Source organism: Mycobacterium sp. Root265 (assembly GCF_001428895.1).
GTDB lineage: Bacteria > Actinomycetota > Actinomycetes > Mycobacteriales > Mycobacteriaceae > Mycobacterium.
In genome coordinates, this window is the sequence record NZ_LMJA01000032.1 from 141200 (window position 1) to 161706 (window position 20507).

The window sequence follows — 20507 nt, forward strand, 5'->3', positions numbered from 1 at the left end:
CTGGTGGCGGCCGAAGACGCGTTCGGTGAGCGAACGCCTACAACAGGAAGTTGCGTACTGATGTCCAGTAAGCAGGTCAAGGACGTCCATGAGGCGATCGCCGGGATCGCGAGCGGATCGTCGCTCGCCGTGGGTGGTTTCGGGTTGTGCGGGATACCCGATGCCCTCATCGAGGCGCTGGCCGAGTCGGGCGTGGACAACCTCGAGGTCTACTCCAACAACTGCGGTGTCGACGGCGTGGGCCTCGGGGTGCTGCTCGGGCTCGGCCGGATCCGGCGGGTCACCGCGTCCTATGTCGGGGAGAACAAGGAGTTCGCCCGGCAGTACCTGTCCGGCGAACTCGAGGTGGAACTGACCCCGCAAGGCACCCTCGCCGAACGCCTCCGCGCCGGCGGCGCCGGTATCCCCGCGTTCTATACGCCCGCCGGAGTGGGCACGCCGGTGGCCGATGGTGGTCTGCCGTGGCGCTACGCCGCCGATGGTTCCGTCGCGGTGGCCTCACCGCCGAAGGAGACGCGCGAATTCGACGGCCGCCGGTATGTCCTGGAAACCGGCATCCGGACCGATTTCGCATTGGTGCATGCCGCAGTGGGGGATACCCAGGGCAACCTGGTCTTCGACAAGACCGCGATGAACTTCAATCCGCTGGCCGGGATGGCCGGCCGGGTGACGATCGCCCAGGTGGAACGGCTCGTCGCACCGGGCGAACTCGACCCGGAGGGCATTCACCTGCCGGGGGTCTTCGTCCAGCACATCGTCGAGACCGGACCGCAGGACGTCCGGATCGAGAAACGCACCGTCCGCGACGAGGCAGGAGTGAACGCATGACCGAGCCACAGACCGTCAAGGGATGGACCCGGCCGCAGATGGCGGCACGGGTCGCCAGTGAATTGCGCGACGGGGAATACGTCAACCTCGGGATCGGCCTGCCGACCCTGGTGCCGGGTTTCCTGGACCCGTCCGTCCGGGTCACCCTGCACTCGGAGAACGGCATTCTGGGCACTGGCCCGTATCCCCTTGAGGCTGAGGTGGATTCGAATCTCATCAATGCCGGCAAGGAAACGGTGACTGTCCTGCCCGGTGCGGCATTCTTCGATTCGGCGTTGTCATTCGGGATGATCCGCGGCGGGCACATCGATGTCGCCGTGCTCGGCGGGATGGAAGTGTCGCGGTTCGGCGATCTGGCCAACTGGATGGTGCCCGGCAAGATGGTCAAGGGCATGGGCGGGGCCATGGACCTGGTCCACGGCGCGGCGCGGGTGATCGTCCTGATGGAACACACCGACCGGCAGGGTAATCCGAAGATCCTCTCGGAATGCACCCTGCCGCTGACCGGCGAGCGGGTCGTGCACCGCATCGTCACCGATCTTGCGGTCATCGATATCCCCGGCGACGGCGAATTGGTGCTCGTCGAGACCGCGCCGGGCGTCACTGTCGACGACGTCCGCGCCGCGACGGGTGCGCCACTCACGCAGCGTTGAACCTGACCAGGTCCACGCTCAACCCGCACTCGATGACGCTGACCGTCCTGATCGGCGGCCCCGGCAGCGGCGGGGCGGTCGATCGGTAGACGGCCCCGGTGGGAGTGGTGAACTCGGCTGTATGCGCACCGTCGACCTCCTCGGTGCGCACCGACCAGCCCGGCGCCTCCTTGGCGTAGTTGCCGGCCTCGCACAGCCCGAGCCCGTTCAGTGCGCTCGTCGGGCCGTGCCTACGTCGGGGAACCGCATGGTCGTGGTGCCGAATCGGTGCATCGCAGTACGGAGTTCGGCATGTTCGGTCGCGAAGCTCCAACAATGTAGACAGGCCCTTCGGGAACAGCTGCGCCCGCGACTCCATCGCCACCAGCTGGCCGGACTGCGGGTGCCGGTACAACCGCCGGAGTGTCGATTTCAGTTCCGGGTCGGCCGCGCCGCCGGTGAGAGTGCGTGCGAAACCGGCCGGAATAGGACCGTAATCGGCCAACCAGGCGGGCGACTCATCGTCGCCGGCCAGGGTCGTATCGGCCATCACCAAGTTCAGTGTCATCGGTACGGGTTGTTCTGCAGGGCGGCCGGTGGTCCGTTCGACGAGGGTGTCGGCCATGGTCTGCCCGCGCGAGCGGTCGTCGAAGGTGGTGTCGGCGGCGCGCTTCAACGCGGCATACACCGCGACACCCTGGGCGACGGGCAGCAGCGCCGTCACATAGGCCATCGTGTCCGGTGCGGGGCGGATCGTCACGCAGCGGTCCTTGGCGGCTTTGGCGGACCGTGCGACCACCGCCTCGACGTCCAGCCTTGTGACGATGGCCTTGGCCTCGGCCGCCACCCGCTTGTCGCCCCAGCCCTCCAGCCGGGAAGGATCGGCACAGAGTTCGGCATCGAGCTGGCGGCGGTGATCGACACTCAGGCAGGCGGATTCGCGCACGATCAGGGTTGCCCGCCATTCCGAGAGGTGTCCGCGTTCCAGCGCGGCGAGGGTATGTGGCATCTCGTGGACCAACGCGCGGGCCATCCCGAGATGGGTGCCGCCGCGTACCGGCGCCTCATGGCGGGCCAACGCGACTTCGGCGGCCAGACCGCGCCCGCGTTTCGCCGCGGGCACTCCGGCGACAGCCTCGGCGGCGCGCCGCTTGGCTGACCACAACGCGGTGGCCCGGGCCTGCGCCGCCGCGGCCGCCGACTTGAGTCGCTCGAAACGCTCGATATCGGCCCGGAGCTCCGCCTCACCGGCACCGGGATCGATATCGAACATACTTTCGAACATGTAATTGATCATAGCTGCCACCACCGACACGCGATTGCGGCTAGCGGTAAAGACACCGGGCCCGCTCCGGGTGCAGAGTGGTGACCATGAGCATCCTCACCACCGCCGACGGCACCGACATTTTCTACAAGGACTGGGGTACCGGTCAGCCGATCGTGTTCAGCCACGGCTGGCCGCTGTCCTCGGACGACTGGGACAACCAGATGCTGTTCTTCCTGAGCCAGGGCTACCGGGTGATCGCCCACGACCGCCGCGGGCACGGCCGCTCCACCCAGACTCCGGGCGGGCACGACCTCGACCACTACGCCGACGATCTCGCGGCCCTGGTCGAGCACCTCGACCTGCACGAGGCCATCCACGTCGGGCATTCCACCGGCGGCGGAGAGGTGGTGCGCTTCCTGGCCCGCCACGGCGAGAGCCGCGCCGCGAAGGCCGCCATCATCAGTGCGGTGCCCCCGCTGATGGTGCAGACGGAGGCGAACCCGGAGGGCCTGCCCAAGAGCGTGTTCGACGATCTGCAGGCGCAGCTGGCGGCCAACCGTTCGGCGTTCTACCGGGCGCTGCCCGCCGGCCCGTTCTACAACTACGACAAGCCCGGCGTGGAGTCGTCCGAGGCCGTCATCGCCAACTGGTGGCGTCAGGGCATGATGGGTGACGCGCTGTCCCACTACGACGGGATCGTCGCGTTCTCGCAGACCGATTTCACCGAAGACCTGAAGAAGATCACCGTGCCGACGCTGGTGATGCACAGCCGTGACGACCAGATCGTCCCCTATGTGGCCGCCGGCCCGAAATCTGCTGCGCTACTGCAGAACGGGACGTTGAAGACATACGGCGACAACTTCCCGCACGGCATGCCCACCACACATGCCGATGTCATCAACGCCGATCTGCTGGCGTTCCTGAAGTCCTGAGCCACGGACCCATACGCTTCAGTGCCGTGGTGATATCGGAGGGCGCGCCGGCGAAGGACAACCGGACGAACGAACCCCCGTTCACGGTGTCGAAATCGATACCCGGCGCGATGGCAACACCGGTGTCGGCCAACAGCTTTGCGCAGAAATCCAGGGAGTCGGTGGAGTAGCGGGAGATGTCGGCGTAGACGTAGAACGCGCCGTCGGCCGGGGCCAGACGGTCCAGCCCGATATCGGCCAGACCGTTGAGCAGCAGCCCCCGGTTGACGGTGTATTCGCCGACCAGCGCGTCCGCCTCGGCCAGCGACGCCGGGTCGAACGCCGCCACCGCCGCCAGCTGCGGGAGCGTCGGAGGGCAGATGGAGAAGTTGCCGGTCAGCCGGTCCACCGCGCGGCGCAGCGGCTCCGGCACGAGCAGCCATCCCAGCCGCCAACCCGTCATGGCGAAGTACTTCGAGAAACTGTTCACCACAATGGGATTGCGGGAGGTCTCCCATGCGCAGCTGGTCGCCGGTGCCCCCGGGTACACCAGGCCGTGGTAGAGCTCGTCGCTGACCAACTGCACGTCGCGGTCATCGCACCAGTTCACGATGGCGGCCAGATCGGCGGGTGGGATGACGGTGCCCGTCGGGTTCGCCGGGCTGGCGATGATCAGCCCCTTGACCGGTGGATCCAGCGCCTCGAGCATCTGCACGGTCGGCTGGAAGCGAGTGTCCGGCCCGCACGGCACCTCGACCGGCTCGCACCCGAGGGCGGACAGGATGTTGCGGTAACAGGGGTAGCCGGGGCTCGTCACGGCGACCCGGTCGCCGACGTCGAAGCAGGACAGGAAGGCCAGCAGGAAACCTCCGGTGGACCCGGTGGTGATGACCACCGCGTCGGGATCGACCGCGATGCCGTGCCGGTCCAGATAGGACACCGCGATCGCCTCGCGCAGCTGCGGAATGCCCAGCGCCACCGTGTAACCGAGGTTGTGATGCTCCAGAGCATCGGCGGCGGCGGCCCGCACCGGCGCCGGTGCCTTCGCGCTGGGCTGGCCCGCGGACAGATTCACCAGATCACCGTGGCTGCGCTGGCGTTCGGCGGCGGCCAGCCACACGTCCATCACATAGAACGGTGGAATTCCCGCGCGCAGCGCGACGCGGCCGGTGTTTGCGGTCATCGGTTCCAGGCTAGTCTGCGAGCATCATGAGCACCCTCAAGAACCGGCCGAACGGTGCCCTGCTCGTCATCGATGTGCAGAACGACGTCGTCGCCGAGGCGGTCAGGCGCGACGAGGTGGTCGCCGCCGTCGGCCGACTGGTCGAACGCGCCCGATCCGAGAATGTCCCGGTCATATGGGTGCAGCACTCCGACGACGAGCTTCAGCGGGGCAGCGACGGCTGGCACATCGTCGAGGAGCTGACGCGAGCCGATGCCGAACCGCTGGTCGAGAAGAACCACGGTGACGCGTTCGAGGGCACCACGCTGGAGGGTGTGCTCGACAGCCTGGGCGTCGGCCGGCTCGTGGTGACGGGTGCCTCCAGCGATCAGTGCATCCGCTCCACCATCCACGGTGCATTCGCCCGCGGGTACGACGTCACGCTCGTCGGCGACGCGCACACCACCAGTGACTTGACCCAGTGGGGCGCACCACCGCCCGAACAGGTGATCGCGCACACCAACCTGTACTGGTCGTATCAGACCGCGCCGGGCAAGACCGCCGCCGTCGAGGCCGCCGACGCCGTACGGCTGGCTTAGAAGACCTCGGCTTCGAGCCGCCGCAGGTGCTCCCGCGGCGGCCCCAGCAACTGCGCGCTGCCATGGGCGCGCTTGAAATACAGCTGGATGTCGTGCTCCCAGGTGATGGCGATCCCGCCGTGCATCTGGACGGCTTCACCGACGACGGCGGTCAGCGCCTCGCTGGCGAAGACCCGTGCCAGCGACGCCGATGCCGGTGAGGGTTCGGCGATCGCGTCATAGACCACGGCGCGTGCGGTCTGTACGGCGACGTACAGATCGGCCATCCGGTGCTTGAGCGCCTGGAAACTGCCGATCGGGCGGCCGAACTGCACCCGGTCCTTGGTGTAGGCCACGGTGAGGTCCAGGGCGCGCGCCGCCGCCCCGATCTGCTCGGCGGCCAGCAGCAGCGCGGCGGTGTCGGCCAGCCCGGGATCGCTGCCCAGCGGCGTCGTCTCACCGGCGGTCACCGATGACAGCCGCCGGGTCAGGTCCATCGTGGACTTGGCGTGCGCGGTGGAGGTGTTCCAGCGGGTCAGATTCGTACCGTCCGCGGCAATCACCACATCGGCGATATCACCATTGATGACGTATTCGGGATCGAAGACCACCGTCCCGATCGAGACGCCCTCGGCCAGACCCTCCAGCGGCTCGTGGTCCTCGGCGCTCAGCAGCGCCAACTCGGCCAGCGTGGTGCCCAGCAGCGGGGTGGGCACCAGCGCCTTGCCGAGTTCCTCCAGCACCACCGCGGCATCGGCGAGTTCGCCGCCGGCGCCACCGAGATCTTCGGGCACCACAAGTGCTGCGGCGCCGACCTGTTCGCACAGCAGCTTCCACAGCGCCTCGTCGTAGCCGCGCTCGGATTCCATCGCGCGCCGCACGGCCTCGGGGTTGGCGTGCTTGTCGACCAGGGCGGCGACGGTGGAGCGGAGCAGTTCGCGTTCTTCACTCATGGTCAGAGGGCCTCCAGCAGTCGGCGGCGGTGCAGGGTGGGGTCGCCCCAGGCCGAGCGCAGCGCCTGTACCCGCAGCAGCAGCAGGGACAGGTCGTGCTCCTGGGTGAACCCGATGGCGCCGTGGGTCTGCAATGACGAACGGGCGGACAGCAGTGCGGCGTCGGCCGCGGCGACCTTGGCCGCGCTGACATCGCGGGCGGTATCGGCGGACCCGTCGGCCAGCGAGAGTGCCGCCCCGTACACCAGCGGGCGTGCCAGCTCGAGGGCGATGTGCACGTCGGCCAGCTTGTGTTTGATCGACTGGTAGGAGCCGATGACGCGGCCGAACTGGGTGCGCTGCTTGGCGTAGGCCACCGACTGGTCGAGCATGGCCTGCCCGGCGCCGATCAGCTGCGCCGCGGTGGCCAGCACGCCGAACTCGTAGGCGCGCGCGGTGTCGGCGGCCTGGGCGGCTCCGGAAGCGCTGACCTCGAACAGCTTTCGCGCCGGGTCCACCGAGTCGTGGGCCGCACCGGCGGTGGCGTCGCTGACCTGGCCGTCTCCGGCGAGCAGCACCAGATCGGCGAAATCGGCGTTGACGGCGTACGGCACCTGCGGGGGCAGTGCGACGGTCGCGATCGACTCGCCCGCGGCCAGAGCCGCGGTCCGCTCGTCATCGTTCAGCAGCAGCGGCGCGACGACGATCGATTCGGTGACCGGCCCGGGCACCGCCCAGTAGCCGAGACGTTCCAGCGCGACCACGGCATCGACCGGGTGCGCATCGATACCGTCGAACTTCTCGGCCACCAGCAGTGCGGTGACGCCGAGTTCGGACAGCTGGTTCCAGACCTTGCGGCCGGGTGCGGTGTCACCGTCAGCCCAGGCGCGGACCGCGGCGGGCACGTTTGCCGCACCGAGCGCGGCGTCGATACTGGACGCGAAATCGCGCTGCTGTTCGTCGATCTCGAAGTTCACTTGGGCTTCCCCCCAGAAATTTCCCGCGGCAGACCGAGTAGGCGCTCGGCGATGATATTGCGCTGGATCTCGTTGGTACCGGCATAGATCGGGCCGCCCAGGGCGAAGAGCAGGCCCTCGGTCCACTCGTCGACGATCTCGCCATCGGCGCCCTGCAGGTCCAGGGCGGTCTGGTGCAGCGCGACGTCCAGGTCGGACCAGAACACCTTGGTCACCGAGGACTCGGCCCCGAGCTCACCGCCACCGGCGAGCCGGGTGACGGTGCCGAAGGTGTGCAGCCGGTAGGCCTGAGCCTTGATCCAGGCATCGGCCACCCGGTCGGTGAACACCGGGTCCGGGTTGGATTTCCACAGTGCGACAAGCCGTTCGGCAGGTGCCAGAAAACGGGCCGGGCTGCGCAGCGACATGCCGCGCTCATTGCTCGACGTGCTCATCGCCGCGCGCCAGCCGTCGTTGACCTCACCGATGACGTCCTCGTCCGGGACGAACACGTCATCGAGGAACACCTCACCGAAACCGGTGTCGCCACCGAGTTGGGCGATGGGGCGGACGGTGATGCCGTCGGCCTTGAGGTCGAACATGAAATAGGTGAGGCCCTTGTGCCGCTGGGCCTGCGGGTCGGAGCGGAACAGCCCGAAACCGCGTTCCCCGAATGGGGCCCGCGAGCTCCAGATCTTCTGCCCGTTGAGCTTCCAGCCGCCCTCGACCCTGGTGGCTGTGGAGCGCAGCGAGGCCAGGTCACTGCCGGACTCCGGTTCCGACCAGGCCTGCGCCCAGATCTCCTCGCCACTGGCCATCTTCGGCAACACCCGGTCCAACTGTTCCTTGGTGCCGTGCGCGAACAACGTCGGCGCCAGCATGGAGGTGCCGTTGGCGCTGGCCCGTCCGGGCGCGCCGGCGCGGAAGTACTCCTCCTCGAAGGCCACCCACTGCAGCAGGGTGGCGTCGCGGCCGCCGTATTCCTTGGGCCATGCGATTACCGACAGGCCGGCGTCGAAGAGCACCTTGTCCCAGCGGCGGTGCTGCTCGAAGCCCTCACGGGTGTCGTAGGACTCGGTCGGGAAGGACTCCCGGTTGGCCGCCAGGAACTCCCGGACCTCGGCCCGGAACTCCTCGGTGCCCTCGTCGAAATTCAGGTCCACCTCAGGCCTTTCCGTCGATCTCACGGAGCGTTGGTTTGACCACTTTGCCTCCTGGGTTTCGCGGCAGAACATCGAGGAACGCCACCGAACGCGGCACCTTGAAGTTCGCCAGATGTTCACGCGTATAGGCGATCACCGCCGCCTCGTCGAGTTGTGCGCCGGCCTTGACCACGACGAAGGCCTTGCCGACCTCACCGAGGCGCTGATCGGGAACCCCGATCACCGCCGCCTCGGCCACCCCGTCGAGGCGGGCCAGCACCTGCTCGATTTCGGCCGGGTACACGTTGAACCCGCCGCAGATGTACATGTCCTTCAACCGGTCGGTGATGGTGAGATTGCCCGCCGCGTCCAAGGTGCCGATATCGCCGGTGTGCAGCCAGCCGTCGGCGTCGATGGCCGCGGCGGTCGCCTCCGCGTCGTCGAGATAACCGAGCATGACGTTGGGGCCGCGTAACAGCACCTCACCCGAGTCGTCCAGGCGCAGTTCGAAATCGGCGATCGGACGACCGCAGGTGGTGGCCACCGTGGTGGCGTCGTCGTCGGCGCTGCACATGGTGCCGAAGCCGGCAGCCTCGGTCAGGCCGTAGGCGGTCAGCACGATGTCGATGTCCAGTTCGGACTGCATCCGCTCGATCAGCACCACCGGCACCACCGCGGCGCCCGTGACCGCGAACCGCAGCGAGGTCAGATCGTGGTCGCCGCGGCGCGGATGGTCCAGCAGGGTCTGGTAGATGGTGGGCGGTCCGGGCAGCACCGTGATCTGGTGTTCGGCAACGGCTTTCATTGCCTGCTCGGGATCGAAGGTGAGTAGCGGGTAGAGCGTGGCCCCGGTCTGCAGGCAGGCCAGGATGCCGGCCTTGTACCCGAAATTGTGGAAGAACGGGTTGATGCACAGGTAGCGGTCGGCGCTGGTGATCTGCCCGCACGCCGCCCAGGCCGCCGAGGCGTCCAGCGACTGCCGGTGCGCACAGCGCACGCCCTTGCTGCGCCCGGTGGTGCCGGAGGTGAACAGGATGTCGGACACGTCGTCGGGGGAGACCGCGGCGGAGCGCGCGTCGACCTCGGTCAGGTCGGTGCCGCGGGCCACGAAGGAGTCCCAGGTTCCGTCGTCCGCGTCGATCGGCACCCGCACGATGTCACGCAGCGCCGGCAAGGCGGCGCGATCGAGTTGGGTGGTGCGGTCGGCCCCGAGGAACTCGCCGGCCGCGATCAGCAGGGGTGCCTCGGTGCGCGCCAGGATGTCGGTGGCCTCGCTGGCGGTGTAGCGCGTGTTCAGCGGGACGACGATGGCGCCGGCGTAGTGGGTGGCCAACGCGGCGACCACCCAGTGCCAGGTATTGGGAGACCAGATCGCAACCCGGTCGCCGACGGCGACGCCCAGGTCGATCATGGCCGCCGCGGCCCGTCGCACCTCGTCGCGCAACTGACCGTAGGTGAGCCGTTTATCCCCCGTGACCAGGGCATCATGCTCGGACAGCTGTACGGCAATCCGGTCCAGCACCGCTGGAACGGTCCGCGTTGCGCTCGTCATTGACGCTCCTCTAACAAAGCAAGTGCTTGGTAGGTTAGCCTACAAGGGTGATAGAGGTCGAGGACTTCCGGGCCGAGGTCCGGCAATGGCTCGCCGATAATCTGGTCGGCGAATATGCAGCGCTCAAGGGCCTCGGCGGCCCGGGGCGGGAGCACGAGGCATTCGAAGAACGGCGCGCGTGGAACCAGCATCTGGCCGCGGCCGGACTGACCTGCCTGGGCTGGCCCGAGGAGCACGGGGGTCGCGGTCTGACGGTCGCGCACCGGGTGGCGTTCTACGAGGAATACGCCAAGGCCGACGCCCCCGACAAGGTCAATCATTTCGGTGAGGAACTGCTCGGTCCGACGCTCATCGCGTACGGCACCCCGGAACAGCAGCAGCGCTTCCTGCCCAAGATTCTCGACGTCACCGAACTCTGGAGCCAGGGCTACTCCGAACCCGGCGCCGGCAGCGACCTCGCCAACGTCTCCACCTCGGCCGAACTGGTCGGCGACGAGTGGGTGATCAACGGCCAGAAGGTGTGGACCTCGCTGGCGCACTGGGCGCAGTGGTGCTTCGTGGTGGCCCGCACCGAAAAGGGCTCCAAGCGGCACGCCGGACTGTCCTACCTGCTGGTGCCGCTGGATCAGCCGGGTGTGCAGATCCGTCCGATCATCCAGCTGACCGGTGACTCCGAGTTCAACGAGGTGTTCTTCGACGATGCCCGCACCGAGGCTTCTCTGGTGGTCGGGGAACCGGGCGACGGCTGGCGGGTGGCGATGGGCACGCTGACCTTCGAGCGCGGCGTGTCCACGCTCGGTCAGCAGATCCAGTACGCGCGTGAGCATTCCAATCTGGTGGAACTGGCCAAGCGCACCGGCGCGGCCGACGATCCGCTGATCCGGGAGCGGCTCACCCGGTCCTGGACGGGTCTGAAGGCCATGCGGTCCTATTCGCTGGCGACCATGGATGTGGAGCAACCCGGCCAGGACAACGTCTCGAAACTGTTGTGGGCCAACTGGCATCGCCAACTCGGCGAGATCGCCATGGACGTGCAGGGCACCGCCGGACTGACGCTTGAGGGCGGCGAGTTCGACGAGTGGCAGCGGCTCTTCTTGTTCTCCCGCTCGGACACCATCTACGGCGGCTCCAACGAGATCCAGCGCAACATCATCGCCGAGCGGGTGCTCGGCCTACCGAGGGAAGCCAAAGGATGACAGACCTCTCCGCAGTCCCCACCGAGATCGACGGACACGGACTTCTGAAGGACAAGGTGGTCCTGGTGACCGCCGCTGCCGGCACCGGCATCGGGTCGACCACCGCACGACGTGCCCTGCTCGAGGGTGCCGATGTGGTGGTCTCCGACTTCCACGAACGCCGCCTGAACGAGACCCGCGAGGAACTCGCCGCGCTCGGCCTGGGCCGCGTCGAATCGGTGGTCTGCGATGTCACCTCCACCGAGGCCGTCGACAATCTCATCTCCCAGACGGTGGCCGTCGCGGGACGTTTGGATGTACTGGTCAACAATGCCGGCCTGGGCGGGCAGACACCGGTGATCGACATGACCGACGACGAATGGGACCGCGTCCTGAACGTCACGCTGACCTCGGTCATGCGCGCCACCCGCGCCGCACTGCGCTACTTCCGGGACGCCCCCCACGGCGGCGTCATCGTCAACAACGCCAGCGTGCTGGGCTGGCGCGCGCAGCACTCCCAGTCGCACTACGCCGCCGCAAAGGCCGGCGTTATGGCGCTGACCCGTTGCAGTGCAATCGAAGCCGTCGAGTTCGGGGTCCGCATCAATGCGGTGTCCCCGAGCATCGCCCGGCACAAGTTCCTGGAGAAGACCTCGTCCTCGGAACTGCTGGACCGGCTCGCCGGTGACGAGGCCTTCGGCCGGGCCGCCGAGCCGTGGGAGGTGGCAGCCACCATTGCCTTCCTGGCCAGCGACTACTCCAGCTACCTCACCGGTGAAGTGATCTCGGTGTCCAGCCAGCGAGCGTAGTTTCTCCACAGAACCTTCACAAACGCTGCCCGAAAGCACCACAGCCTGGCCCTACAGTCGACGGTGTGAAGCGAATCCTGGTGGTCGACGACGAGCCGACCATTCTGGCCGCGGTGGCCGACCGGCTGCGCGCCGAGTCGTTCACGGTGGACACCGCGGTCGACGGGCCATCCGCCGTCGCCGCTGCGGCGGCCACCGCTCCGGATCTGGTGGTCCTCGATGTCATGCTGCCGGGGTTCGACGGTCTGGAGGTCTGCCGCCGGATCCAGGCCGAACGGGCCGTCCCGGTACTGATGCTGACGGCCCGCACCGATGAGACCGACATGCTCATCGGCCTGGGTGTCGGCGCCGACGACTACCTGACCAAACCGTTCAGCATGCGGGAGTTGGTGGCCCGGGTGCAGGTGCTGCTGCGCCGGGTGGAACGTGCCGGCGGGCAGCAGCCGCTCGCGGTCGGTCCGTACCGGATCGACCTGCAGGAGCGCCGGGTTCATGACGGAGATCGGGAGATCTACCTGACCCGAACGGAATTCGATCTGCTGGTCTTCCTGGCCGGGCGTCCCCGCGCTGCGGTCGACCGCGAGACGCTCCTCCAGCATGTGTGGGGCTGGGCGGCCGAGGTGGAGAGCCGCACGGTCGACAGTCACGTGAAAGCGCTGCGGCGCAAGCTGGGTCCGGATCTGATCCGCACCGTGCACGGGGTGGGTTACGCCCTGGAGATGCCTCGGTGACCGCTCGGGACTGGTGGGACAAGCTGCCCCGCCCATTGGATCCGCTGGCCTCCTTCAAGGTCAAGACCACCCTGCTGGTCGGTAGCGCGATCACGTTGGCGGCGTTCACCTTCTGGATCGGCGCCAGCTGGCAGTTCCGCTGGGCACTGCTGGCAGCCCTGACGACCTCGGTGCTGTTCGTGCAGTTCCTCGCACACGGGATGACTTCTCCACTGCGGCAGATGACCGCCGCGGCGCGCGCGATGGCACGCGGCGACTACAGCATCCGGGTGCGCGCCACCTCACGTGACGAGGTCGGTCAGCTCGCGGCGGCGTTCAACCAGATGGCCGCGGATCTCGGTGCCGCCGACGAGTATCGGCGCGGCCTGATCGGCAATGTCTCCCATGAGCTGCGCACCCCGATCACCGCTCTGCAGGCGGTGCTGGAGAACATCGTCGACGGTGTTGCCGAGCCCGACCCGGACACGTTGCGCGCGGCGCTCAAGCAGACCGAGCGGCTGGGGGAGCTGGTGACCGACCTGCTAGACCTGTCCCGCGTCGAGGGCGGTGCGATCTCCCTGCAGCTCAACAGCTTCGGCGTCGAGGAATTCCTGCGCGACGCCGTCGCGCACACCGCGGTCGAGGTCATCGTCGACCCGCCAGACCTGACCGCGGTGGCCGACCCGGCGCGGCTGCGTCAGGTGGTGGTGAACCTGGTGGACAACGCCATCCGGCACAGCCCGCCCGGCGGACGGGTGTCGGTATACGCCCGGGCCGTTTCGGGGCTGCAACTGGAAATTCGCGATGAGGGCCCGGGCATCCCGGCAGAGGAGCGGGAGCGGGTGTTCCAGCGGTTCACCCGCGGCGACACCTCCGATGGCGGCACCGGCCTGGGTCTTGCCATCGCCCGCTGGGCTGTCGAATTACACGGCGGCACAATCGAAGTACTGGACGCAGCCGATGGTTGCCGAATCCGGGTGACCATCCCGGACCTGGAGGAACTCTCATGACGATGATGGCCCCGGGCGCCTACCCGATGATGCCGCCACCGCCGTTGATCGGCCCGGCACTGCCCCGCCACGGTGAGCCGGGATTCTCGGTCTTCTCCCGCCGGGTCTGGCCGCTGAACCCGCTGGCGGCCGCGCCGCTGCCCTTCGTCCTGATCGCAGTGGCCGTCGGGCTCGTGGGCACCGCGTTGTGGCGGCCGATGGAACACAGCATCGGGTACGTCGTGGTGGGTGCGCTGGTGTTCGGCGCCGTGTACGGGACGGCTGGGCGGCGGCCGGGCAGGTTCGAAGCGCTCGGCATCGTCATGACCCTGGCGCTGCTGGCGGTCCCGGCAGTGCTGGCCGCGCCGTGGGTGAACGCGTTGTGCATCGCGGCTGCCTGGCTGATCGGCTGGCACACGCTGGCCGGCGGGCGCACCTGGACCGCGGTGCTCGCCGGAGCGTTCGTGGCGTGGGCGCTGCCCGCCCGTGCCATCGGCTGGGTGCAGCGCGCGGCGCCACGCCGCGTTCAGGTACCCCAGCTCGGGCGCATCGCGCTGGTCACCGCGATCACCTGCGCTCTGGTGTGGGTATTCGGCGGGTTGTTCGCCGGAGCCGACCCGGCGTTCGACAAGCTGGTGCAGAACCTGATCCCGTCGTTCGATACCGAGGACATCGTCTCGCGCACGGTCGTATTCTTCGTGGTGCTGGCGTTCGTACTGGGCGGTGGATATCTGGTGCGCTTTCCGCCGAAGCTCGACGCGCTGGCACCCGGGCCGCGCAGTCCGATGCCGCGCTGGGAATGGGCGGTGCCGCTGGCCGTGCTCGACGGGTTGTTCCTGGCCTTCGTCGCCGTGCAGGCCACGGTCCTGTTCGGTGGGCGCGCCCACGTGCTGGCCACCGAGGGGCTGACCTACGCGGAGTACGCGCGGCAGGGCTTCTGGCAGCTGCTGTGGGTGTCGGCGCTGACCGTGCTGGTGATCGGTGTGGTGATCCGGGTGGCCTCGCGAGCGACTGGAACGGACCGCCGGACGCTGCGCATCCTGGTCGGAACCCTATGCGCCACATCGATTGTGGTGGTCGTCTCGGCGATCCACCGGATGTGGGTGTACCAGGACGCGTACGGGTTCAGCACCGAGCGGCTGATGGTCATCACCATCGAGCTGTGGCTGGGGACGGTGTTCGTGCTGATCGCCGTGGCGGGCGCGCGGATGTCCTCATCCTGGTTGCCGCGGGCGGTCCTGGTGGCCGGGGTGGTGGCCCTGCTGGGACTGGCCGCGCTGAATCCCGAACGGCTCATCGCCGACCGCAACATCGACCGGTTCGAGCGCACGGGCCAACTCGATGCGACCTATCTGTCCGGGCTGTCCTCCGATATCGATCCCGCCCTGCACCGCCTGCCCGAGTCGGTGCGCCAGTGCGTCACCGGTGAGTCGCCGGCCGGGACACCCTGGTATCTGTTCAACCTGTCCGGGTCCCGCGCGGACCGGATCTACACCTCGGCCCGTCCGGAGATCTGCGTGCCGTACTGGCCGGGTTACTGACGTCACCCCGTTACCGCTTACCTAGCAAGCGCTTGGTTGATACGCTGTGGAGATGACACAGCCGGCCAGCCGCCGTGACGAGCTCCTCACGCTCGCCGCGACGATGTTCGCCGAGCGTGGCCTCAAGTCCACCACGGTCCGCGATATCGCGGACTCGGCGGGCATTCTGTCGGGCAGCCTCTATCACCACTTCAAGTCCAAAGAGCAGATGGTCGAAGAGGTCCTCAAGGACTTCCTGGACTGGCTGTTCGAGCGCTACCAGGAGATCGTCGCCGGCGAGTCCACCCCGCTGGACCGGGTGAAGGGCCTGTTCATGGCGTCCTTCGAGGCGATCGAGCACCGTCACGCACAGGTGGTCATCTACCAGGACGAGGCCAAGCGGCTCTCCGCGCTTCCGCAGTTCGCGTTCGTCGACGACCGCAACCGCGAGCAGCGCAAGATGTGGGTGGACCTGCTGCACGAGGGCATCGCGGACGGCTCGTTCCGGCCCGACCTCGATGTCGACCTGGTCTATCGCTTCATCCGTGACACCACCTGGGTGTCGGTCCGGTGGTACCAGCCGGGCGGGCCCCTCACGGCCGAGGAAGTCGGCCGCCAATATCTCGCCATCGTGCTCGGTGGCATAACCCAAACCGATCAGAAGGAGACACCCTGATGGCTGAGGCGTACGTCATTGATGCCGTTCGTACCGCGGTCGGCAAGCGCAACGGCTCGCTGAGCGGTCTGCATCCGGTCGATCTCGGTGCCGCCGCCTGGCGTGGACTGTTCGAGCGCACCGATCTGGACCCGGGTGCGGTCGACGATGTCATCGCCGGCTGCGTGGACGCCATCGGCGGGCAGGCAGGCAACATCGCCCGGCTGTCGTGGCTGGCCGCCGGCTTCCCCGAAGAGGTTCCCGGTGTCACCGTGGACCGCCAGTGCGGCTCCAGCCAGCAGGCCATCTCCTTCGGCGCGCAGGCGATCATGTCCGGCACCGCCGATGTGATCGTCGCCGGCGGCATGCAGAACATGAGCCAGATCCCGATCAGCTCGGCGATGATCGTCGGCGAGCAGTTCGGCTTCACCTCGCCGACCAATGAGTCCAAGAGCTGGCTGCACCGCTACGGCGATCAGGAGATCTCCCAGTTCCGTGGGTCGGAGATGATCGCCGAGAAGTGGAACCTGTCCCGCGAGGACATGGAGCAGTTCGCGCTGACCAGCCACCAGCGCGCCCAGGAAGCGATCCGGGCCGGCTACTTCGAGAACGAGATCATCCCGGTGGACGGATTCACCATCGACGAGGGGCCGCGGGAGACCACGCTGGAGAAGATGGCCGGGCTCAAGACCCTGGTCGAGGGCGGACGACTGACCGCCGCGATGGCCAGCCAGATCTCCGACGGCGCCAGTGCCGTACTGCTCGCCTCCGAGGGCGCCGTCAAGACCCACGGTCTCACGCCGCGCGCCCGCATCCACCACATCAGCGCCCGTGGCGCCGACCCGGTGTACATGCTGACCGGTCCCATTCCGGCCACCCATTACGCGCTGGAGAAGACCGGCCTGTCGATCAGCGATATCGACACCGTCGAGATCAACGAGGCTTTCGCCCCGGTGGTGCAGGCCTGGCTCAAGGAGACCGGCGCCGACCCGGCAAAGGTCAACCCCAGCGGCGGCGCCATCGCCCTGGGGCATCCGCTGGGCGCGACCGGTGCAAAGCTGTTCGCCACCATGCTGAACACGTTGGAGCGCACCGGCGGTCGCTACGGGCTGCAGACCATGTGTGAGGGTGGCGGAACCGCCAACGTCACCATCATCGAGCGGCTCTGATCGCACGCCACACCCGGGCCGGCGTCATCGGCAGCTGATATACCCGCGCCCCGCACGCCCGGGCGATGGCATTCGCCAAGGCGGGGGCGACCGGGTTGTACGGTGATTCGCTCATCGACTTGGCCCCCAGCGGGCCCAGCTCGTCGTAGGTGTCGGCGAAATACACCTCCGTCACCGGAACATCCGCCAGTTGCGGCACGTGGTAGTTGCGCAGCGTCTGGGTGGTGACCGTCCCGTCGGCGCCGATCTGCATCTCCTCGAACAGTGCCGACCCGATCGCCTGCGCGACACCGCCCTCGACCTGACCGCGGCACTGCTGCGGGTTCATCACCACACCGGCGTCGGCGGCCTGAACCGACTGCAGGATCGACACCTCGCCGGTCTCCGGGTTCACCGCGACCCGGAAGGCGTGCACGTTGAAGGCCACCGAACGCGGTGTGCCGTCATGCTTTCCGCGGCCGGTGATCGGCACCGGCAGCGACCCGAAGTCCACCAACTGCTCGCCGCACTGCACCCCGTTGCGGTCCAGTCGGCACAGTGCCGGGGAGACCCCGGTCAGCTCGGCGGCGGCGGCCTCCAGTGCGTGGCGCAGCTCACGAGCGGCGAGTTGAGTCGCCCGACCGGCGACCACCGTGCCCGCCGAACCGAAGGCGCCGGTGTCGTAACCGGTTGTAGCCGTATCCGATTGGCGGATCGCGATCCGCTCGGCGACGGTGTTGAGCTCATGGGCGGCCAGCTGGGTGTGCACCGTGGTGGTCCCGTTGCCGAACTCCGTGGTGCCCACGTCCAACAGGTAGCTGCCCTCGGCATCGACCGATACCGCCGCCTCGGCGAAATGCCCGCGTGGGGGAATCGTGGCGATCATGGCCACCGCCATTCCCTCGCCGACCCGCCATCCCGCCGGCGCCGCGACCCCGTTGCCCGCGCGCAGGGCGCCCTCGGCCAGGTCGAGGCACTGGTCCAGCCCGTAGCTGCCGAAGGTCAGATCATCGTCGAGCACATGGGAATCCACGAACCTGTCGCCAGGCACGATGACATTTCGCCGCCGGAACTCGAAGGGGTCGACGCCGAGCCGGTCGGCGAGCTGGTCCATGGCGGACTCGATGGCGAACATGACCTGGCCGAGCCCGTACCCGCGGAACGCGCCCGAGGGCAGGTTGTTGGTGTAGACGGACCGGGCGTCAACGCGCTTGTTCGGGCTGCGGTACACCGCAACGGATTCACCGCAGCCATGGAACATGACCCCCGGGCTGTGGTTGCCGTAGGCCCCGGCGTCGACGAGGACGTCGATGGCCAGCGCGGTGAGCGCCCCGCCGCCGTCGGCGGCCACGGTGACATCGACGCGGAACGGGTGCCGGCAGGGCGCCACGGTGAACTGGTCGCTGCGGTGGAACTCGTAGCGCACCGGCGCTCCCAGGCGCAGCACCGCCAGGGCGACCAGGTCCTCGGTGAGCATTTCCTGTTTGCCGCCGAACCCGCCGCCGAGCCGTTTGGTGAACACCTGTACCTCGTCGGCACCGAGACCGAAGATGTGGCACAACTCGTTTCGGACCAGGAAGGGCACCTGCGTGCTGGTGCGGATCACCAGCTTGCCGGAGCCGTCGCGCCATCCGGTGCAGCCGTGCGTCTCGAGGTGGACGTGCTGTACCCGTTGAGTCAGCCAGCGTCCGCGCACCACGGCTCCGCCGGAGGCCTCGGCGGCAGCGATCCCGGCCGCGACATCGCCCACCTCGCCGTGCAGTTCGGCCACCAGATTGCGGTGCGGATCGGCGATGCGCGAGCCGGACCGCTTGTCGGCGTGCAGCAGCGGCGCACCCGTGCGGCCCGCGGCGTCGGGATCGAACACCGCGGGCAGTTCCTCGTAGTCGACAAGAATTGCCCGGCAGGCATTTTCGGCGATGTCGTAGCGTTCGGCCACCACCGCCGCGACGCGCTGGCCGACGAACCGCACGGTGTCGTCCAGGATGGCGGTGTCATCGGGGTCGTCGTCGCGCAGCTCGTGACGGGCCGTGGAGAACAGCACCGGCGGGCTGTCCCGGTGGGTCAGGACCAGCCGCACCCCCGGCATGGCCTCGGCCGCCGAGGTGTCGAGCGACCGGATGCGTGCGTGGGCCAGCGGGCTCGCCAGCACGGCCATGTGCAACAGCCCCGCGGGCGCGTCGTCCATGGTGTATTCCTCGGTGCCGGTGACCACGCGCACGCCCGCCGGGGCGCCGATGGACCGGCCCGCATCGTGGATATCGGACTTGTCGATGTTGACCACCCCGGACAGCGCGTCGGTGATCGCCCGGTAGCCGGTACATCGGCACAGGTTGCCCTTGAGCTGTTCGGGCAGATCCGACATCTGCTCCGGGGTCAATGTGGTTGCGGTGGTGACCATCCCGGCGGTGCAGAAGCCGCACTGGAATCCGGCGGCCTCCACGAAGCGGCGTTGCACAGGGTGCAGGTCGTCGGGAGTGCCCAGGCCGGCCACCGTCGTCACCGTCCGTCCCCCGGCCCGGAAGGCCGGGAACACGCAGGAATGCACCGCGGCGCCGTCGACGAGTACCGAGCACGCCCCGCAGTCGCCGGCGTCGCAGCCCTTCTTGACCTCGAAGTGACCGTGTTCGCGCAGGAAGGTGCGCAGACACTGGCCGGGACGCGGGTCCGCGTCACAGTCGGAGCCGTTCACCGAGAGCTTCATGCCAGCTCGGCCCGGATCTGCTCGGCGAGTGTCAGCGTCACCGCCCGGCGCCAGTCCGGGTCGCCGTGCGCATCGCGGGTCAGATCCTGATCGGGGATCCCGGCCAACACGGCCCGCAGATCCTCGGACGAAGGCGCGGCCGGGAATCCGAACACGTAGGGCCGCACCGTGGCCGCCGTCACCGACAGCACGAACCGGCCGTCCTCGTCACGGCGACCGATGATCACCACACCGGATCGGCCGAGCGGGGACGGGGCAAGCTTGCGGAACGCGGTCCGGGCCCGCAGTGCGACCACCGGGATTTGCACGGCGCGAAGGACGTCACCGGTCTTCAGCACATTGGTGGCTTCGCCGGTGACGAACTCGGTGACCGGCAGTGTGTACTCGGTGCCGTCGGCCCGCCACACGGTCACCTCGGCGTCCAGTGCCGTACACAGCGAGATCATCGCACCGGCCGGGAACGATAGGCAGATGTTGCCGCCGACGGTCGCGGTGCGCCAGATCTTGAACGACGCGAGCAGTGCGGTGCAACACTGCCGGAACAACGGTGCGGCCGCCCATTCCGGGGGCAACGTCGTTGACAGCGAGGCGACTTCGTCGAGGGTGCAGGTCGCCGCGAGTTCCAGCCCGGCCGGTGTCAGGGTGACCGACGGCCATCCCAGCCCGGTGATGTCGACCAGCCGGGTCACCGTCGGCTGCGGTTCGGAGAACAGCCAGGTGCCGCCGGCGAGCACGGCGTCTGCGGGTCCGAGCGGCCACACCTCGTCGCGGCGGGTGGGGATGTGCACCGCCTCGACGGTGTTGAGGTCCATCTATCGACCGTAGTCGCCGATCCGG

At 68.3% G+C, this 20507-nt stretch carries 19 protein-coding genes; 11 read left to right on the top strand and 8 right to left on the bottom strand.

From position 1 onward, the window contains the following. The first annotated feature begins 60 nt into the window (after positions 1-60). Both ASE48_RS30150 and ASE48_RS30155 read left to right on the top strand, forming a co-directional pair. Entirely contained in the window at positions 61-828 is a 768-nt protein-coding gene (locus ASE48_RS30150) for a CoA transferase subunit A (protein WP_057170876.1), read from the top strand. Further along, a complete protein-coding gene (locus ASE48_RS30155; RefSeq protein WP_057170877.1) occupies positions 825-1481 on the top strand; it encodes a CoA transferase subunit B in 657 nt (218 codons plus the stop codon). The genes ASE48_RS30150 and ASE48_RS30155 overlap by 4 nt, the downstream gene beginning before the upstream one ends. Here ASE48_RS30155 and ASE48_RS30160 read toward each other — a convergent pair. Beyond that, a complete protein-coding gene (locus ASE48_RS30160) occupies positions 1468-2745 on the bottom strand; it encodes a DUF222 domain-containing protein (protein ID WP_057170962.1) in 1278 nt (425 codons plus the stop codon). The two genes, ASE48_RS30155 and ASE48_RS30160, sit on opposite strands and share 14 nt — an antisense overlap. An 86-nt stretch (positions 2746-2831) precedes the next feature. Between ASE48_RS30160 and ASE48_RS30165 the strand changes: the two genes are divergently transcribed. After that, positions 2832-3659, top strand: a complete 828-nt coding sequence (locus ASE48_RS30165) for an alpha/beta fold hydrolase (RefSeq protein ID WP_057170963.1) — start codon at positions 2832-2834, stop codon at positions 3657-3659. Here ASE48_RS30165 and ASE48_RS30170 read toward each other — a convergent pair. Continuing rightward, entirely contained in the window at positions 3625-4821 is a 1197-nt protein-coding gene (locus ASE48_RS30170; protein ID WP_057170878.1) for a pyridoxal phosphate-dependent aminotransferase, read from the bottom strand. The genes ASE48_RS30165 and ASE48_RS30170 overlap by 35 nt on opposite strands. A 26-nt stretch (positions 4822-4847) precedes the next feature. Here ASE48_RS30170 and ASE48_RS30175 point away from each other — a divergent pair, with 26 nt between their 5' ends. Then, positions 4848-5399, top strand: coding sequence for a cysteine hydrolase family protein (locus tag ASE48_RS30175; RefSeq protein ID WP_057170879.1), 552 nt, complete (start codon positions 4848-4850; stop codon positions 5397-5399). Here the strand turns inward: ASE48_RS30175 and ipdE2 are convergent. From ipdE2 to fadD3, 4 genes are read right to left on the bottom strand one after another with little or no spacing between them, the layout of a single operon-like run. Continuing rightward, positions 5396-6331 carry an acyl-CoA dehydrogenase IpdE2 gene (ipdE2, locus tag ASE48_RS30180; protein WP_057170880.1) on the bottom strand — a complete coding sequence of 312 codons (936 nt, stop codon included), beginning with the start codon at positions 6329-6331 and terminating at the stop codon, positions 5396-5398. The genes ASE48_RS30175 and ipdE2 overlap by 4 nt on opposite strands. Before the next feature lie 2 nt (positions 6332-6333). Then, positions 6334-7287, bottom strand: coding sequence for an acyl-CoA dehydrogenase (locus ASE48_RS30185; protein ID WP_057170881.1), 954 nt, complete (start codon positions 7285-7287; stop codon positions 6334-6336). After that, positions 7284-8429, bottom strand: a complete 1146-nt coding sequence (locus ASE48_RS30190) for an acyl-CoA dehydrogenase family protein (RefSeq protein ID WP_057170882.1) — start codon at positions 8427-8429, stop codon at positions 7284-7286. The genes ASE48_RS30185 and ASE48_RS30190 overlap by 4 nt, the downstream gene beginning before the upstream one ends. A gap of 1 nt (position 8430) precedes the next feature. Continuing rightward, positions 8431-9960: a 3-((3aS,4S,7aS)-7a-methyl-1,5-dioxo-octahydro-1H-inden-4-yl)propanoate--CoA ligase FadD3 gene (gene fadD3 / locus ASE48_RS30195; RefSeq protein WP_057170883.1), complete on the bottom strand. Its 1530-nt coding sequence runs from the start codon at positions 9958-9960 to the stop codon at positions 8431-8433. A gap of 47 nt (positions 9961-10007) precedes the next feature. On the opposite strand from fadD3, the gene ipdE1 reads away from it, so the two are divergent. The 7 genes from ipdE1 to fadA6 all read left to right on the top strand — a co-directional run bounded on the left by ipdE1 (position 10008) and on the right by fadA6 (position 16987). Then, positions 10008-11156 (top strand): acyl-CoA dehydrogenase IpdE1, encoded by a 1149-nt coding sequence (gene ipdE1 / locus ASE48_RS30200; RefSeq protein WP_057170884.1) that lies wholly within the window; start codon positions 10008-10010, stop codon positions 11154-11156. Then, a complete protein-coding gene (gene ipdF, locus ASE48_RS30205; protein WP_057170885.1) occupies positions 11153-11944 on the top strand; it encodes a (5R,7aS)-5-hydroxy-7a-methyl-1-oxo-2,3,5,6,7,7a-hexahydro-1H-indene-carboxyl-CoA reductase in 792 nt (263 codons plus the stop codon). Before ipdE1 ends, ipdF begins: the two co-directional genes overlap by 4 nt. A gap of 65 nt (positions 11945-12009) precedes the next feature. After that, on the top strand, positions 12010-12675 hold the full coding sequence (locus ASE48_RS30210) for a response regulator transcription factor (protein WP_057170886.1): 666 nt from the start codon (positions 12010-12012) through the stop codon (positions 12673-12675). Beyond that, on the top strand, positions 12672-13664 hold the full coding sequence (locus ASE48_RS30215) for a HAMP domain-containing sensor histidine kinase (protein WP_057170887.1): 993 nt from the start codon (positions 12672-12674) through the stop codon (positions 13662-13664). The genes ASE48_RS30210 and ASE48_RS30215 overlap by 4 nt, the downstream gene beginning before the upstream one ends. Continuing rightward, complete coding sequence (locus ASE48_RS30220; RefSeq protein ID WP_057170888.1) at positions 13661-15184, top strand: DUF4153 domain-containing protein; 1524 nt, start codon at positions 13661-13663, stop codon at positions 15182-15184. The genes ASE48_RS30215 and ASE48_RS30220 overlap by 4 nt, the downstream gene beginning before the upstream one ends. Positions 15185-15236: 52 nt before the next feature. Next, complete coding sequence (locus ASE48_RS30225; protein WP_057170964.1) at positions 15237-15839, top strand: TetR/AcrR family transcriptional regulator; 603 nt, start codon at positions 15237-15239, stop codon at positions 15837-15839. Beyond that, positions 15839-16987: a steroid 3-ketoacyl-CoA thiolase FadA6 gene (fadA6, locus tag ASE48_RS30230; protein ID WP_057170889.1), complete on the top strand. Its 1149-nt coding sequence runs from the start codon at positions 15839-15841 to the stop codon at positions 16985-16987. Before ASE48_RS30225 ends, fadA6 begins: the two co-directional genes overlap by 1 nt. On the opposite strand, the gene ASE48_RS30235 is transcribed toward fadA6, so the two are convergent. Next, positions 16971-19670, bottom strand: a complete 2700-nt coding sequence (locus ASE48_RS30235) for a molybdopterin-dependent oxidoreductase (RefSeq protein ID WP_057170890.1) — start codon at positions 19668-19670, stop codon at positions 16971-16973. The two genes, fadA6 and ASE48_RS30235, sit on opposite strands and share 17 nt — an antisense overlap. After that, complete coding sequence (locus ASE48_RS30240; protein WP_057170891.1) at positions 19667-20482, bottom strand: FAD binding domain-containing protein; 816 nt, start codon at positions 20480-20482, stop codon at positions 19667-19669. The genes ASE48_RS30235 and ASE48_RS30240 overlap by 4 nt, the downstream gene beginning before the upstream one ends. Positions 20483-20507: the final 25 nt, after the last annotated feature.